The 15,959-nt window shown below is 42.0% G+C and carries 16 protein-coding genes and 1 tRNA gene; 8 read left to right on the forward strand and 9 right to left on the reverse strand.

Annotation, left to right across the window (positions count from 1 at the left end; translation table 11 throughout):
* Nucleotides 1–2: 2 nt before the first annotated feature.
* Nucleotides 3–461: a DUF192 domain-containing protein gene (locus tag EYO12_01920; protein HIA91857.1), complete on the reverse strand. Its 459-nt coding sequence runs from the start codon at nucleotides 459–461 to the stop codon at nucleotides 3–5.
* A gap of 20 nt (nucleotides 462–481) precedes the next feature.
* On the opposite strand from EYO12_01920, the gene EYO12_01925 reads away from it, so the two are divergent.
* Nucleotides 482–979, forward strand: a complete 498-nt coding sequence (locus EYO12_01925; GenBank protein ID HIA91858.1) for a YajQ family cyclic di-GMP-binding protein — start codon at nucleotides 482–484, stop codon at nucleotides 977–979.
* Between the two features lie 6 nt (nucleotides 980–985).
* The gene (locus EYO12_01930; protein ID HIA91859.1) at nucleotides 986–1,900 is read left to right on the forward strand and encodes a hypothetical protein; all 915 of its coding nucleotides are present in this window, start codon (nucleotides 986–988) and stop codon (nucleotides 1,898–1,900) included.
* Nucleotide 1,901: 1 nt separating this feature from the next.
* Here EYO12_01930 and EYO12_01935 read toward each other — a convergent pair whose 3' ends face one another.
* Nucleotides 1,902–3,767 (reverse strand): DUF2207 domain-containing protein, encoded by a 1,866-nt coding sequence (locus EYO12_01935; GenBank protein ID HIA91860.1) that lies wholly within the window; start codon nucleotides 3,765–3,767, stop codon nucleotides 1,902–1,904.
* Between the two features lie 502 nt (nucleotides 3,768–4,269).
* On the opposite strand from EYO12_01935, the gene EYO12_01940 reads away from it, so the two are divergent.
* From EYO12_01940 to EYO12_01950, 3 genes are all read left to right on the forward strand, one after another.
* A complete protein-coding gene (locus EYO12_01940; GenBank protein ID HIA91861.1) occupies nucleotides 4,270–4,602 on the forward strand; it encodes a hypothetical protein in 333 nt (110 codons plus the stop codon).
* 372 nt (nucleotides 4,603–4,974) lie between these two features.
* Nucleotides 4,975–6,591 carry an ABC transporter substrate-binding protein gene (locus EYO12_01945; GenBank protein HIA91862.1) on the forward strand — a complete coding sequence of 539 codons (1,617 nt, stop codon included), beginning with the start codon at nucleotides 4,975–4,977 and terminating at the stop codon, nucleotides 6,589–6,591.
* 25 nt (nucleotides 6,592–6,616) lie between these two features.
* A complete protein-coding gene (locus EYO12_01950) occupies nucleotides 6,617–8,044 on the forward strand; it encodes a HAMP domain-containing histidine kinase (protein HIA91863.1) in 1,428 nt (475 codons plus the stop codon).
* A 114-nt stretch (nucleotides 8,045–8,158) separates the two neighbouring features.
* Here EYO12_01950 and EYO12_01955 read toward each other — a convergent pair whose 3' ends face one another.
* On the reverse strand, nucleotides 8,159–8,893 hold the full coding sequence (locus tag EYO12_01955) for a hypothetical protein (protein ID HIA91864.1): 735 nt from the start codon (nucleotides 8,891–8,893) through the stop codon (nucleotides 8,159–8,161).
* A gap of 357 nt (nucleotides 8,894–9,250) precedes the next feature.
* On the opposite strand from EYO12_01955, the gene EYO12_01960 reads away from it, so the two are divergent.
* From EYO12_01960 to EYO12_01970, 3 genes are all read left to right on the forward strand, one after another.
* Nucleotides 9,251–9,325 (forward strand) — tRNA-Gln (locus EYO12_01960).
* 406 nt (nucleotides 9,326–9,731) lie between these two features.
* Nucleotides 9,732–10,181 (forward strand): NUDIX hydrolase, encoded by a 450-nt coding sequence (locus EYO12_01965; GenBank protein HIA91865.1) that lies wholly within the window; start codon nucleotides 9,732–9,734, stop codon nucleotides 10,179–10,181.
* A gap of 148 nt (nucleotides 10,182–10,329) precedes the next feature.
* Nucleotides 10,330–10,632 (forward strand): hypothetical protein, encoded by a 303-nt coding sequence (locus EYO12_01970; protein HIA91866.1) that lies wholly within the window; start codon nucleotides 10,330–10,332, stop codon nucleotides 10,630–10,632.
* Nucleotides 10,633–10,974: 342 nt separating this feature from the next.
* Here the strand turns inward: EYO12_01970 and EYO12_01975 are convergent, their stop codons facing one another.
* From EYO12_01975 to EYO12_02000, 6 genes are all read right to left on the reverse strand, one after another.
* On the reverse strand, nucleotides 10,975–11,226 hold the full coding sequence (locus tag EYO12_01975) for a hypothetical protein (protein ID HIA91867.1): 252 nt from the start codon (nucleotides 11,224–11,226) through the stop codon (nucleotides 10,975–10,977).
* An 86-nt stretch (nucleotides 11,227–11,312) separates the two neighbouring features.
* The gene (locus EYO12_01980; GenBank protein ID HIA91868.1) at nucleotides 11,313–12,320 is read right to left on the reverse strand and encodes a DUF2207 domain-containing protein; all 1,008 of its coding nucleotides are present in this window, start codon (nucleotides 12,318–12,320) and stop codon (nucleotides 11,313–11,315) included.
* 8 nt (nucleotides 12,321–12,328) lie between these two features.
* The gene (locus EYO12_01985) at nucleotides 12,329–12,799 is read right to left on the reverse strand and encodes a hypothetical protein (protein ID HIA91869.1); all 471 of its coding nucleotides are present in this window, start codon (nucleotides 12,797–12,799) and stop codon (nucleotides 12,329–12,331) included.
* A gap of 1 nt (nucleotide 12,800) precedes the next feature.
* Nucleotides 12,801–13,157, reverse strand: coding sequence for a response regulator (locus tag EYO12_01990; GenBank protein HIA91870.1), 357 nt, complete (start codon nucleotides 13,155–13,157; stop codon nucleotides 12,801–12,803).
* Nucleotides 13,154–14,410: a HAMP domain-containing histidine kinase gene (locus tag EYO12_01995; GenBank protein ID HIA91871.1), complete on the reverse strand. Its 1,257-nt coding sequence runs from the start codon at nucleotides 14,408–14,410 to the stop codon at nucleotides 13,154–13,156. Before EYO12_01995 ends, EYO12_01990 begins: the two co-directional genes overlap by 4 nt.
* Before the next feature lie 39 nt (nucleotides 14,411–14,449).
* On the reverse strand, nucleotides 14,450–15,949 hold the full coding sequence (locus EYO12_02000; protein ID HIA91872.1) for a DUF3152 domain-containing protein: 1,500 nt from the start codon (nucleotides 15,947–15,949) through the stop codon (nucleotides 14,450–14,452).
* Nucleotides 15,950–15,959 lie beyond the last annotated feature (10 nt).

Raw genomic sequence — 15,959 nt, forward strand, 5'->3', positions numbered from 1 at the left:
TGTTAAAACTCTACTGTGTCACCAGCGCTGAGTCCAAGCTTAGCTACGGCACCAGCGTTAAACTCAATAACATATTTGCTATTTTCTTCGGGCTTAAAAATTCTTGGGTAGGTGTCAGGACTAATATTCGATTCTATGTGGACGACTCGTTTTTCGCTGTTTAGCCAGACAATATCAATACTAAATAGCATGTCTTTCATCCATATACCGTGTTGGGCTGACTCATCAAACACAAATAACATTGCTCGATCGTCGTCAAGTCCTTCGCGCCCGCTAAGGCCGGTTATTTGTTCGTGCGGTTCATCGGCTACTAGTAAATCAAATGTTTGCTCACCAACTGTAAATGAATATTCGGCATTTAGTTGGTCGGGCGCAGTTGCTTGTTGATTGATAAAAAATAGTCCACCAAGCAGACTCGCAGCCAATACAACTCCAATACCAATCACCTGTCGCGCGTTCATAATTTTAGTATACTGTATGTATGCCACAATTTTCGTTCGACATAGTAAGTGAGTTTGACGTCAGCGAAATGAACAACGCTATCGACCAGTCAATTCGCGAAATCCGCACTCGTTATGACTTAAAAGGTACTGCAGCATCAGTTGAATTTGCTGATGGCGATAAAAATAGTTTGCTTATTAAAGGCGACGAGGAATTTCAGCTAAACTTAGTGCTCGACATCGTCCGCAGCAAACTCGCTAAACGCGGGATAGATCAATCCGTTTTGGATACCTCCACTAAGCCCGAAGCCGGCAACCCGTGGCGCTGGACGCTTCCACTTAAGTCAGGCATTCCATCCGACACTGCTAAAAAAATCAGCAAAAGCGTGCGTGAACTGGGGCTAAAAAAACTCAACTCACAAATTCAGGGTGACAAACTGCGTGTAACTAGCCCAAGCAAAAACGACCTGCAGACTGTCATGGCGCATATTAAAAAGACCGATTTTAGTATTCCGCTGCAGTTTAATAATTTCAAATAACTCTGTATGCACACCCCTGAAACAGTCCCACCCCCAGAGACGGCTCTTGAAAGATTCCGGTCAAAAGGAGCTTACAGCTTGGCAGCGCTTGCGCTCACTGCCAGCCAGTTACTACCTACATCATCAACAGTTGAGCAACTAACTGTTGATTCACCGGTGTTTTTAACGAGCAATTGCACCGACGAACACAATGCTCCAAGCGTGTCCGACATCGAACTCCTTCGTCAGCGCGCCTATGACGACAACAAACCAGTCGCCCGTGAAAACGCCACTACAAACGATGACGTACCGAAAGAAGAACTTTCAGGCATCCATACACGATTAAATCCAGAAGATTTTTTTGAAGTAGAACGGTTCCAGCTTGATTCAATTGAACTAGAAGTTGTCTTTAAAAGTGACAGCCCGGATGCGGCTGGAATGATTAACCATATCGCGCTCGAAGAACTATTGCTGTGGCCATATAAAAACGCACATTTATTTGAACGCGAAAACCAACACCCCTTAGATCAAGACTCGCTAGAGTGCATCTACAACTACTTAACCCAGACTACATTCAAGCGACCGCTGGTGCTAAACATCCCGCATGAATTTTATAATTTTTGCAAAAATGACGACCAATACGTTAGCCCTCCTATCGGCTGCACTGCTAACGGCAGCACCAATACAAAATTTTTCGGACCATTTATATTTGATTCGCAAATTTATTTAACTGCCGGAGCCAATACGCAGATAGACCCAGAAGAAACACTGCGACGACTTATAGGGCATGAACTTAATCATTGGGTACTTGGCCGTATGTACGAGGACGCCAATGTCCGACCACCCGATAGCAAAATTAAAGAAGCAACCGCCTACGACATTGGGCGATTTATTCGTCGGTTTTCTGATCAACTACAGCCGTTAATCAACCCTCAGCAGTAGCTTACCAACCGCCGCCGCCACCGCCGCCTCCGCCGCCACCAGAAAAGCCCCCGCTGAATCCACTACCACCACTGGCCCCACTATTGCTTGGTGGCGTAAACGCATTTTGAGCTGAACTCGATAAATTATTTAAACTGTCAGCCAATAACAGCGAATTAAAGGTACGGGCGTTGGAGTTGTACCAGTCGGGTGGTTGTTGATACAGGTCCTTAAACTGCTCACTCCAGCTTTCAGTCAAACCAAACAACATGGCGTATGGTAATAGTTCTTCGTAAATGCGCAGTTTAAACTCATTGCTGGAAACTTGTTCGCTGCCATATTTTGAGCCCTCAACACCTTGGTGAAACTCTAACCTGTCCGCCTCAGCAAGTTTTATGTACTCTTCGAGCCCTTTAATGTGGTCAAAAGCGGCGCTGCCTTTTGAAGTACGAGCAGGCATGGCATTTGTCCAAAACAACATAAGTACTCCAGCAGCTATAAATCCAAACCCCACGCCGGGCAAAATAAAAAAGAACGGGACGCTCAGTAATGCCATCAAAATCGACCGGCCTACCCAGCTGGCTTTTGCTTTGTCGGGTGCAACCTTAAAATACCCTTCTTTAGCAAGCCGTGTTGGCGTATTTTTTATAAGTTTTTGCGCTCCGGTATACAGTTTGTTTTTTTGTGTATCGAGCTGGATAACTTCGCCAATAGTAGCGCTACCCGCGGCGGTCGCCTGTAAAGCACTTTCCCGCACTCCCTTAAGGTCGCCCTTAAATAATGATGTTAAGACTTTTTTGGGGTCGAATTCTACCGATTCGAATAATATCGATACTATTTCTTGTAAATCATGTGGTGCTGAACTTGGGTCTTTGGTTAATTCTAGACTTAGTTCGTGCTTGTCTTTGCGTAGTCGCCGCTTTGTTTCTTTGTCGATGATTTTTATATAGCCAAGAGTTGCGAGCTGCAATATGCCGGCTGAAATTCCAGCCGTTGTTAGCTTCTCTTTTAAAATCACTTCACTGCTAACTACATTGAGTCCTGCTGGTGGTACGTATTGCGGGGTTGTGTAACCACGCTTATTGTCATCTCGACCATGCTTTTTCCAACGACGGTAGCTGTAGCCCAGCGCTAGAATCGGAACCCCAACAAAACCAGCCGCGTTTAATAGTGCTTTGCGCTTAATCCACGGGTCGGCAAAAAATTCACCTTTTTCGAAGCCCAGTACAACCGAAGCATTTTCGTACGCTAACAGGTTGTTTGCAGTTGCAGTAACAGTTATTCCTGCCGAAGACTCATCTCTGGTGATCGTGCAGTCAGCCGCTGAAGACCCAAAACTTCCACTAAAACATTCTTGCCTGTCCTGCAGAGATTCAGCAATTGATGCTGGTATATGAAACCTCGCCTCTAAACTGCCAAATGATTGACTCCATCCGGTGCCGTTAGTGTCCCAAAATAGCTCATCGTGATCATCGAAAAAACTAATAACGTTATCGACCGAGTATTCGATTACATAGGTCTGTTGCCCGTGCACAAAAACGTTAGCATCGCCGATTCGCACAATAAGAAAGTCGCCAGACGTATAGGTTGTATAGTTCCACGGCTGGCCGTTGCCATCAGTAACCGATGTGATGTCGATATTAACTGGTGCGTTTTTATAGCTTTTAGGGATAGCCCGTTCAATGCCACGATTTTGATTAAAATCTGGAAAAACAGCAACTAACTCTTCTGTAATATCCAGCCTGCCCACATTCTGGTCGTCTTTAGATAAAAAGTAGTCGGCTTCAAACGATTCGAACACAAAGTTTTGGGTGTTTTGCGCCACTACTGCTTGGCCGCCAATCACCATCAAAGCTGCAACTAATAAACCAACTAGATACTTGTTCATTAACTTAATTCTACAGCCCAAATATATGTTTTGACTAATTTGCTCCTAGCGCAACGTGCATGCTTGTTAAATTTTCACCAACAACAAACTGCACAACCGCATACCAAACACCATCTTTTTGGTAAAATTTCCGCACCTGTGGCTCAATTTGCTGGGTAGTCTTTCCCGCTGCTATTTCAATTTTTGGCAATAAATCTTCGATACGCCCCATAGCCGATCCTCCAAAATAATTAGTTTAAAAGTTATAAATATATATTGCTTATAGGATTTTGATTTTTTGTGGTTTCGCTAAATCTTGGAGCGAAGATTTGTGTAAATAGGTTCACTCAGTGACCGTAGTATGAGTGCCTGATGTCTATAAATATACGCTTTAAGCATGTACTTGCATATTGTAGATATGACCGCCTAAAGTGTGCATAAAAAACAAATAGTTCGTGAAATTATATACAAAAAACTTCTAGTTACTATGCTTAGCTTAGTGTAATTAACCAAGAGGTATGTTATGAAAAAATTTATGTTTATTTACAAAGGCCCAGCTACAGCCGCAGAAGACATGAGCCCAGAACAATCAAAATCCATTATGCAGGCCTGGTCTGACTGGATGAACGGTGTCGAAGAAAATCTAATTGATATGGGCACACCACTTGCAAATGGCCACGCTTTATTCGACGACGGCACAGACGGAGATGGACTCGATCTTAGTGGGTACAGCATTATCCAAGCAGACTCTATGGAGCACGCCATGGAATATGCCGATAGTCACCCGTTTTTAAGTGACGAAGACGGTAAATTTTCAATCGAAATTCACGAAATGTTGCCCGTTCCAGAAATGTAGCATTCATGTAGTATTAGTCTAATATGTAAATTTTTAAAGCCCTACTTTTGGATTATATATACCTACTAGTACTGTTTGTTTTTTCAAATGCAATAATACTGCTGTCTTTTTATATTTTATCTAGAATCAGAATCCATAAGAAAAGTAATGGACTCTTTTTTATACACCTATTCGTTATTCTGGCCTGTGCTTGCGCGCTAATAATATTCTTTAGCAAATTTCTTTTAAGAATTGCTATCTAAAAACATCGTAAAAACCCAACACTATATGAATTTACCTATATAAATTACAGCCAACCAAAGAACATATTTGACCACACCGCACCGCAAGTACTACAGTTAAAGAAATAACTTATGCTTAAAGGATGGGTGCGTGAACCAAGAAGAGCCAAAACAAGAGCAAAATAAACCTAAGCCAATAACAAAAAACTCAACTAAAAAACCACACGGAAATTACCTTATGTGGGTGGTGCTCGCGGCCGTGATAAGTTTTTTGGTGTTTCTGACATTTGTCGTTGTCCGGAACGTACAGCCGCAAACAGCAACGCAGCCAAGCTTACAATTCCAGCCAGTCGAACAATTAACCCTTGGCATGATCTCTTCTGGCTTCAATTTATATCCACAAAATTCTAGTATCGAAAACGACATCATCCTTAACCGGCAAATTTTTGAAGGTCTAGTGCGGTTTGAGGATAGAACAACCGTAGTGCCTCTGTTGGCAGAGTCGTGGTCCAATCCCGACACTTCAACGTGGGTATTCAAACTAAAACCCAACATTGCCTTTCATAGCGGCAATATATTGACTGCAGATGACGTTGTTTATAGCGTAGAGCAATTCAAAAAATATCACGGAGAAGACGCTACCTACATTTCGACCATCGAATCAGTTGAAGCTACTGACCCGCAAACAGTTACTATTAAAACAACCGCTCCCGACCCAACACTGCTCAGTAAGCTGACATTGGTGTATATAATTGACTCTGAATACTCAGGAGATAACCCAGCTTTAGCAGGAACTGGACCATACCTAACAGATTCTATCCCAACTGAAGAAACTGTGCGCTTAACCGCATTTGACAATTACCATAATGGGCCAGTTGGCGGAGTTCAAACACTAACCATAACGGCAATTCCTACAGAAGAAGAAGAACTGCGATCAGCCCTTGAGCAACACCAATTTGATTACATCAGTACACTTAGTGGGCTAACTAATGTAGGTATAGACCCGAATCAATACGGCTACGAAACAATTGTTCGCGAAAGCATTTCGGTGAACTACCTTGGTCTTAATCAAGCAAAGGATGGGCCCTTGCAGAACGAATCTGTTCGCCGTGCTATATACCTTGGAATTGATGTCGACGAACTGCTAGATGCCTACGATAAAACTGGTACTCCAGCTAGCCAACCAGTCACCGTTGATATTCCCGGCTTCAATCCATTAATCGAACGGCCTGCACATAACCCAGAAGAAGCTAAAGAGCTATTGGTGGAAGCTGGTTACGCCGACGGATTAGACCTCGAGTTGACGTACTTTGTTACTGCGCGGCTCGCAGCAGAAAACATTAAAACCCAACTAGAAGAACTTGGCATCAATGTTACTCTCGACGAGCACGATAGCGGCCAAACCATTGGCCCAAAAGTCTTCGCCAGCGGTGAAGTCGACATGTTCTTCTCTGGATATTTGCCTGACATTAACGACGCAGTAGACACCCTGTCGTTCATGTTTGTAGACTCACCTAACTATTCAAATCAAAGTATTGCCGATCAAATTAATCAGTCGTCCACCATCTTTAGCAATCAACGCCTAGAATTACTGCAATCAATAGCCGACCAACTAATGAAAGATGTCGCAGTGGTGCCACTGTATGTATCGGATGTTGAACTACTTGGCTACAACGACAGTGATTATGTTTACGAAATTGACGCAAACGGCACTGCTTTTGAGGGGATCCACTATGCAGAATTTTATAAAAAACAAGCTACAGAGTAGCATTACGATGAGGATTACATAGCCCATGCGTCTCGGCTTACGTTTACGGGTTGTAGGGTTTGTCAGTTTAGTGCTTTTTGCCATTGTTGGCTGGGCAGTGGTTATGTTTTCGCAGTCCTTCGCTAGCAGACTGCGAGACGGCCTCCTAATGCAAGCAGACCAGTTTGCCGAGCTAGCAACCGAGCCTATTGGCGAGGCGTTTTTGCAATATAAAGATTCTGGCCGGGTAAGAATCACTCAGCAGATCGAAAATTTTGTTGCCCTAAATGACACCATTACTAACGTAAACATTTACGATGTAAGCGGAAACCTGCTGTATCAACAAAATAACTCATCTGACACCAGCAACCAAACAGTCTCAGACCAAGCACTTCAAACTATCGACACCACCTATCTCTACAGCCAAGACAACACCATCCAACAGGTAGTTAGTCCATATGTAGAAGACACGGGCGTGCATCGCTACACAATTGTGTACCAAATAGACTCTTCGTCGATTTCTGCAGACGTATCGCGTACCGTAAACACAACTATTGCAGTTGGCATTGCTGTTATTGCCGTTACTATTCTTGCTGTTTCCCTGTTGCTAGAATTATTGTTGCTTAAACCAATCTCTAAACTGCAACAGGCTGCAGAATCAGTAAGTAAAAGTGATAACAACACAGAAATACCAGTTTTTGCTAGAAACGATGAGATTGGTGATTTATCACGCTCAGTAGAAATAATGGCAAACAAACTGCAGGCCGATATTGAGCAGCTGCGCGGTGTCGACAAATCAAAATCAGAATTTATGGCTCTTTCTTCACATTATCTACGGACACCCATAACTGTCTTAAAAGCCTGCATGGAGCTGCTTGGAGATTCCAAAAATAACAATCAGAAGTCTCGAGCTTTAGCTATTGCAAATGCAACTCAGGCAACCGAAAAACTGTACGAACTGACTGAAAATATTCTGCTTATTGCCAGGTTCCAGGTTAATACTGGTGACATCGAATCAGAAGAAGTTGAAATCAATTCATTCCTTACGGATTTGTGTACCACTTATAAAGTCCAAGCGGCTGACAAAGGTCTGGATTTTACAGCCAAGTTTGAAGGTCAGGACTCAACTGTAAACATTTCAAAAGAATATCTTAAAATTATTATAGACAATGTTTTTTCTAATGCTCTTCACTTCACTGCTTCTGGGGGCATTACCTTGCAAGCGGCTAAGGATAATAATGCGGTCTCGATTTCTATTACCGACACCGGCCGCGGAATTGCACAAAAAGAGTTATCACGATTGTTTGAAGGTTTTCATATCGGTGAAGACTTTATGACAATGACAGAAAGCCACACCGGTCTGGGCCTCTACACTATAAAACTAATAATCGAAAAACACGGTGGCAACATCTCTGTAACCAGCGAACAAGACAAAGGTACCTGCGTTACAATTACTTTGCCGTCTATACAGTAGACCAGCAAGCAGAGTTACAGATTGCAAAGAATAGTGCGCGCGTATTGTATTAAATTTTCCGAAATACTACTTTGAAGAAGTATTTCAACAGTTCAGCTTATTCTTGAATTATCCTTAAACCCAGTCCGAATCATTAAAATGATAAGCGCTACCGTTAACCGGACTTGCAGGCATAGACCGGAATTTATCAACACAGGCCTCTATGTCACTAAAATCGTTTGGTTGCATAGCATTAATTATGGTTAGGTTTGCTGGACTTAACTCAAACCCATCTACAATAGACACACTCCTGTGGCTTTCTTGTATCCCCACCATAAACACTAAGGGCTCCCCGTCTGAAGCTTCTAGATCTTCAAGACCTTGACCTATCGTGGCAAGTGCAATTCGGTTGCCTTTTAAGCTCATGACTTTGCCATCTTTATGAAGATTAGCTTGTTCTGCAAAAACAGACTTTACGATGTAATCTGTAACATTCGGTTTTCCTTCTACTCCAAGCGCACTAGTATTACGTGGCGGTAAATCCAAGCCAGCATATCTATATTTCGCGCCTTTAATTGCTAAACGAGCGTCTTCTAAAACTCTGCCTATCGGTCCTAATTCTTCCCGTCTTTCAGACTCTATACGCTCTTCATTTTGTCGTTTTATTTCCCATGCCCTTAGAGCTTCGAATCTCTTATGCTCATCTATAACCGCTCTCTCGGCTTTCTCGCGCGATCTTTCTTCGATGGCAGGGAATATCCTACGAAAAAACTTAACAGCTTTATTACTCTTATTGAGTCTTCGCTGCGCTTGTTCGCTAATTTCCTCTGCACTAATTTCCTGTACAGGAGCTGAAAATTCTTCAATCATATTACATATTATATTACTATGTTGGGTAATTGTCAATATTATTCAGGTTTGTGTAAAATTTATAGATCTTGAATATACGATTAGATACCAGCTAGCATTAACCTTCGCTCATTTGTTGGTTCTGAGGATATAGTTCTCTTATCATTATTCGAAAATTTATCTGTTATTTGATTGAATTTAGAGTTGTATCTGTTTAAAATCTTGAAAGGAAATTTGCCTTCCTAGTTCTTTAAACCAAGACATTCTACTGAAAATTTATATACAAATGCCTGTTCGAGGAACTAAAGAGGGGAAATTGCGGTAAACTGTATGTATTCAAAATTGTTTGAATACGAAAGTTGGCAGCAATTTCTACGATGGGGCGTGGCCAAATGGTAAGGCAGCGGTTTCTGGTACCGAAGATTGTAGGTTCAAGTCCTACCGCCCCAGCCAATAAAAACGAGTCCATTTTTGGGCTCATTTTTATTGATTTGGCATGATGGACTTGAACCTAGTTAGGTGAGAAATGACTAAATGTCATTTCGCAAGACCCGGAAGCCCGGATTGGCTTGGCAGCCAACCGAGTTGAGGAGGGGTGAAACATGCTGGCAGCATGTCGCAAGGAAATCTACTCTTGAAAACTGGTTTTTCAAAGATGTAGTTTCGGGATCGCAGGATGTGATGCGGAATTTTTACAAAGTAAAAATATCTGTGACCAAGTCCTACCGCCCCAGCCTAAATAAATCAGTAGCCTCCGTCCATTCTTTGTTTATGCAAGCTGTCATTGCCGACAAGAAATAGATATGTATACCGAAATACCCGAGAACTGCTGCTTGATACTTATTGCTATACTTTTATTATGAGATCTATTAAAAGGGATATTGTTGGTGGCTTTATATTTTCCAGCGATGGAAAATTATTGCTTGGCAAAAATCGTAAAGGCGGCGTGTACCAAGAGTCATTTGTAGTCCCCGGTGGTGGAATAGACCAAGGCGAAACAAAACATCGGGCACTACAGCGTGAAATGCTTGAAGAGACAGGTATAAATATTAGAGGTTGCAAAATTACGCCTATAAACACACTTCACGTTCAATCGCAAAAAACCTTACGTGAAACTGGTGAAACTGTATTAGTTAACATGACCTTTTATAACTACAAGATTGTGGTACCAAAAAGTGCAAACGATATAAAAATAAAAGCCGAAGATGATTGGACAGAGCCACAATGGTTCACTAACGACAAACTACAATCTATAAATCTGAGCCCGCCTACAAAAACTACATTAGGCATATTGAATATACTTAAATAATGAAACAGATTATTTTTACACCAGTAAATGAACGGTAACTAGAGCAATGTCACACCACCCTCATTGAGTAACGACCAAGCATGAAAATATCTGACAATTATTTCGTTACTAAATTGACTAAAACAATGTTTTATTATAATGTCAGTCCATGGAAGACCACAGTAAGTTACCCCCATACCTAGCAATACCGCAATCAATAGATATTACTCCAGACGGTACGGTAGTAAGAGAAGATGTACTTATGCCAGAAGATGCTGACCCACAGCAAGTAGCAGAACACATGGCTTTAGATCGGGGTGTAGACCCAAGCGATATAACGGTTAAAGAACAAGGCACGTCAGCTAGAGATGCAAGTCGTGGCAATAGAGCTGGAAAAGTTTTTGGCTTCAGTAACTGGAATGGCAGCAAATGGGAACCAAGAGGCCCCAAGGGTGACCCGACCCTCAACTAATAGTATTGGTTCCAAATTTTTGAGTTTTTTCTGTATCTACAGCCGTGCTAAACCCTCCCACTGCGCAGCGCAGTTCTACTCTACTCATACCTCAACGATTTAACCGGGTCTTTGCGACTAGCTTTAATTGCTGGGTATAGTCCGAAAATAACACCTGCCAGCACCGAAACAACCTGCACATTTATAATAAAATTTGCATCAACAATCGCCACAGTTCTAGCTATAATCACATTTTAGTACTCATAAAAATTTAAAAAAATTGCTGAAACTATTATTTTTATTAAAAATTAGATCGATGTTCGTGAACCGACTACAGACTATTACAGATGGCTAACTCAATATCTAATTACCGCAAGTTGCTAGTGAACGTGCGAAAAATCCAGCTATTGCAGCTGCTATAAATACGAACCACAAAACAAATTTAGCCAATATGCGTATTGATTTATGTGTAATCTTACCAGCATAACGATTAAGCTTTACCGTTATAAAGATCGCTAATGCCAGCCCACCAAAGTACAAAAGGTTTGCTCTTAAAATTTCGTCGCTATCGGGAGCAGAGCCAGTGCATAAGAAGGCGATAGTTTGATAATTCATTAGTTAAAGTATACATCAGCAGTATAAAATCCCGCATATCCTTCTTTAGGCGCATGCCTCAAATAACAGCACAATCTACAGCATAGTCATGAGCTGCTAGAACTTCGCCGTTTTATAAGATTCTCCCATTTTGTATCATAGCCAAACACAATTGCATACGGTGCCGATTTAGTCATAAAAGCATCGTCACCTTGCGCTTCAAACTGGATATTATCTAAATCGACTGTTTCTAAAAAGATTCTAAATCCTTCGATCTCTGGCCAAATTTGGCGAATCTTTTTCGTATATAGCCAATATTTACCAGCATGCTTGATCCAAAACTTAACTACTATATAGGCTATTAATAAATACACTGGGAATAAAAGAAACCCAAGCCCGAACGTTACAATCAACCCAGTAAATATTGAATACAAGCTAAGTGGACCATATTCAACACCGTTCCAATTTGTCGGCAAAAACGCAAAAATCATAGGCAGTAAACTTATTATAAATACAGTCCTGGCTATGCGTTTTCGCCGTTGTCTTCTAAAATCGTCAACCACAAAGCCTTTTTGACTTAACTCATGTCTAACAGCAGCCGTAAAGCTTGTAAGATTATGACTCACAGGAATTGTGAACGAATATTCTTTTCCATTAACAAACGCACTAATTTGATTAGTATCTTGAATAACATCAGGCTGGTTTTTGTTTGATTTGGTGAAGAATTCGACCGCGATTTTTTGATGCTCTTTAGCCAAAGCTAACTTAGACGTATCAAGTATCTTTACAGAATTCATGCCAGTTATGCGTAGGGCGCCCATGTGCTCAAGTTCCAACACAGACGCAATCACTTCTTTTGTGTCTACCTCCATGTCGTACAAAAGCCCAACTTCAGCAGCCGTCATACCTTGCGGCGGCTCGAACTGACTAATAATGGTGCCAGCTCGTTCGTTTGCGATTTGTGTTGCTTTTCTGCGAACTCGTGCGGCAAATAAAATTACTGGTGAAAATAGCAAAAACACAATAAAAAACAGTACGAAAAAAAACAGCAAGATTATAATATATCCGGAAAAATCATCGGTACTTGCACTTATTGTCGCTGCAATACTATCCATACAACTAGTTAAACATCCTTAATTGGTGGCAAAAAGCGAATTCTGCTCAAGCGCTGTGCTCCATCGGCTCCTGGCTTGCAGTCAATGTCGTGCAAACTGGCAAAGTAGTCGCCGTCACTTCCCCGGTATAAAATTTTGCAGTCTTGAATATAATTTCCGTAGATTTTAGGGCCATTATAAATCTGAAACTCTCGTCGTTCACCGGGCTCTAATTGTCGTTGTAACTCCATTTTTTTACCAAACATATGGATTTCATCTAAGAAAACAATTTGTTTCGAATTGTTAAGAATAAAGGCGTCACAGGTCATTATATTTCCGTTAAAACTACAGTCGTACCGCTGATCAATAAAAACCTCTGGCACATCTTTACCATCTATTCGGCTTGGTCGCTCGGTCGGCTTGCTAGTAGCTTGTTGGTCGTCAGGCTGAAATACTGGTTCACCGCTGAGCATTCTTTTTATAAATTTTCCTAATGCCATATTATTGGTAGGAGTTAAGTTTCTCGAGTAATTGCGACGGAGTGTTTTCAGCTTTGATAAGAAAGTCGGCTACTCCGAGGTTGATTGCCTCTGACACAGTTTCTGGCTTATTGAAGTCACTTAAAACAATAACCTTAGTCTTCTCTGGTTTATCAAATTGTTCCAGAAATTGGATGCCGTTTATTTTAGGCAGCAGCAGGTCAAGCAATATAAAGTCGAATTCTATGTTTTGTAGCAACTCAAGCGCCTGGTCGACGTCGGTAACGGTTTCAACCTTATATTCACCATGCCGTTCTAAATAATCGCCATAAATTTTGTGAAGGACCGGAAAGTCTTCGATCATTAAAATTCGTTTCATTTTTTCCCACTTCTTTCTAAGATTACTGTTGTTAGTGTACCCTGCTTTCCACTATTCATCCGCAAAACTCCTTTATACGATGTGATTATTTTATTCGCTACAAACATTTCTAGTCCAAAACCTTGTATTTCGGGTTTGTCAGTATCAATCTTAAATTTAGAAAAAATCTTTTTTATCTCCTTAGTCGACAGTTCGACTCCGCCGTCTTGAATAGTAACAATGACTTTTTCTTTAGTAATTTTCAGCCCAACCCTAATCAACTGCTTTTTTTCACTGCGTAAAAACGCTGTTTTAAAAATATTACGCATAGCAATTTGTAGCCGATTTTGTTCGGCGTTAACCATGGCAGTTTGATCTTTATCATACTCAATTTTTAAATCTGCTTTTCTGTCAAAGCGTTCTGCTATTTGTTCTGCTGCTGCCGTGATAACAGTAACCACATCAGACTCAAAATCTTGTGACACCTTTTTTTCAGACGATAGACTTTCAAATAAATTATTCAAAGACATCAACAAGTCCTGATTTTCGTCTTTTAATATTTGAATATGTTTCTTGAGCTCTTTAGGCTTAACACCCGAGTCATCCAAGACATCAAGCACCGAACGAGCTGTCGAAACCGGGTGCATTAACTGATGCATTATTAGGTGCAAGAAATTATCGAATGACTTTTCTTGAATTTCAAAGCGATCAAGCTTCATTAAATAGCCAACAATTACCCCAAGAATCACGAAGAACGCCGGATAAAATAACAGTGGGACTAAAAAATCGTCCAAAGCGACCGATTGTGAATTGATTTCACTCAGTACCACTACTGACGCATAGGCTAGCGAGGCAATGATTGAGGTTGCAAACACCATTTTCCGACTCGAAAGCAGGCCTGCCGACACAATTGGCAATGCAAACAAAGCCGTCGTTCGTGCTTCAAGACCACCCTGGTCATAGGTGATAAAAGCAGCCAACACGACGTCAAACAATAACTGCCCAACCAGCACGGCCCGTTGTAGTTCAAGTTTTTGGCTGTTAACGTGCGCAAGTAGCCAAATACCCATGTTTACTACTAGTGCAGCTCCGCCAATCAATACGTAGCGAATGTAGGTGTCGGCTGGCTCGTGTGCGAAAAAACTAGCCAACGTAGCACCAAGCCCAAGCGCTGTAACATATATAAATCGCAGACCAACCAGACGCAGATTTCGATCGAAAATAAATAAGGATTTTTCCTTAGTCGAATTTATATCGAAATAACTTAAGTCCATTGCGGCCTATCTATTGCTATTGCTCATTATACACAAGCGTTATAGTTCGCTCGCTAGTGGCCATGGATTAAAGGTGCAGCCCTGAAGATTGATCGATTGTTGCTGCATAACAGGAGCCGGCTGTCCTGTTCCTGGGCAATTACTGTGGCCGTTGCCGAGCCAATGACCAACTTCATGATTAATCACCATGTGCTGATAATCCCTCAAACTACCGCCTGCGCTATTCCAGCTATCTGTTGCTGTTCGCCAGCGATTATCGTTAATAATTACGTTACGTCCAACACGACACGAATACACCGCAGAGCAAATTGGTGCCGCCGACTCTACTCGCTCTGGACTGGCCAACACTAACGTAAAATTGCCGCCACTGCTGACTTGCGTAAAGCTATTTCCACCACCCGCCCAGCCTCGCCCATCAGCCAGCGTCGCTGCTGCCTTGGCCTTAAAGTCGTTAAAGTCAGATTGGGTCGTACCCCAAATCTCAACACTATAGGTGTACGAATTTAGTTTTATGCTGTCATCTACGGTAACTTCGGTTGAATCAAACGGCACTTCACTGAACTCAAACGACAGGCTTGCACCCTGCGACTTTTGAACCGCCTCGACAAGCTGAGCAGCTATCTGTGACTTGTTGGTAACTTGCGTCCCGTTAACCCCAGCTGTTGTTATTTGCGGCGTTTTACCGCTCACATAAACGCTGGTAACTTCATTGACTGGCGGTTTTTCAAGTTGCACAGCAACAAAATCTACAAATTTACCAACTGCCGCCTGATCAACAACTACATTTTTTTGCTCATCTAGATCGAGCCAGCCAACAATTTGTTCAACAGACGCGGCAACATCATTGATAGTGTAAGACTGGCCTATAATTAGCTGCACTATTCCCTGTTTTGACTCAATTTCTGACTCGGTTACCGGTGGTGTCAGTGGGCCTGTCTGCAACGTGACAGAAATTGACTCCATTGACTGACTATATGAATCCCGCAGCCGAGAGCTCAGTTCACTAACGTTTACGCCAAAACCCTCAGCAGACGGAGTTGGCGCCAGACCACCACTGTCGTTTAACCCAAAGTCGGCTGATACTGGTTCAATAAATGTATCGTCGGTAAACTGCTCAGTTGCCCGCATAACGTCTTTACGATCAATTCCCACCGCTGTGTCTAATCTAGACGACCCTACGTACGGAAATAGCTGCCTAACTAGAGAACGCGTAGTTAGTAGCTCCTGAATGTCTTGCTGTTGAATTGTAATTCCTATCTGGGGAGCTGTGTAGGTTTGGGTTTGGCCATCAAGAACTAGCGTTACTTCACTAGAATTCAAGGTGGTAGAAAGCGTGTTAACCGCTTGGTCGATAGTGTTACCTGACACGTCTATGCCGGCAATTTTAGTATTGGGTAAAAAACTACTACCATACGTTATCTTGGAAACTGCTAAACCGGCTAGCGGCACTAAAGCCAGCACACCTACCAATACGCCTATTAACTTAGACCTTCGGCTACTAAAAGACAAACCTGACAAGCGTCGTTTTTTGACCTTCAAAACACCCCTA

The sequence above is a fragment of the Candidatus Saccharibacteria bacterium genome (genome assembly GCA_012965045.1).
Lineage (GTDB): Bacteria > Patescibacteriota > Saccharimonadia > Saccharimonadales > DTSZ01 > DTSZ01.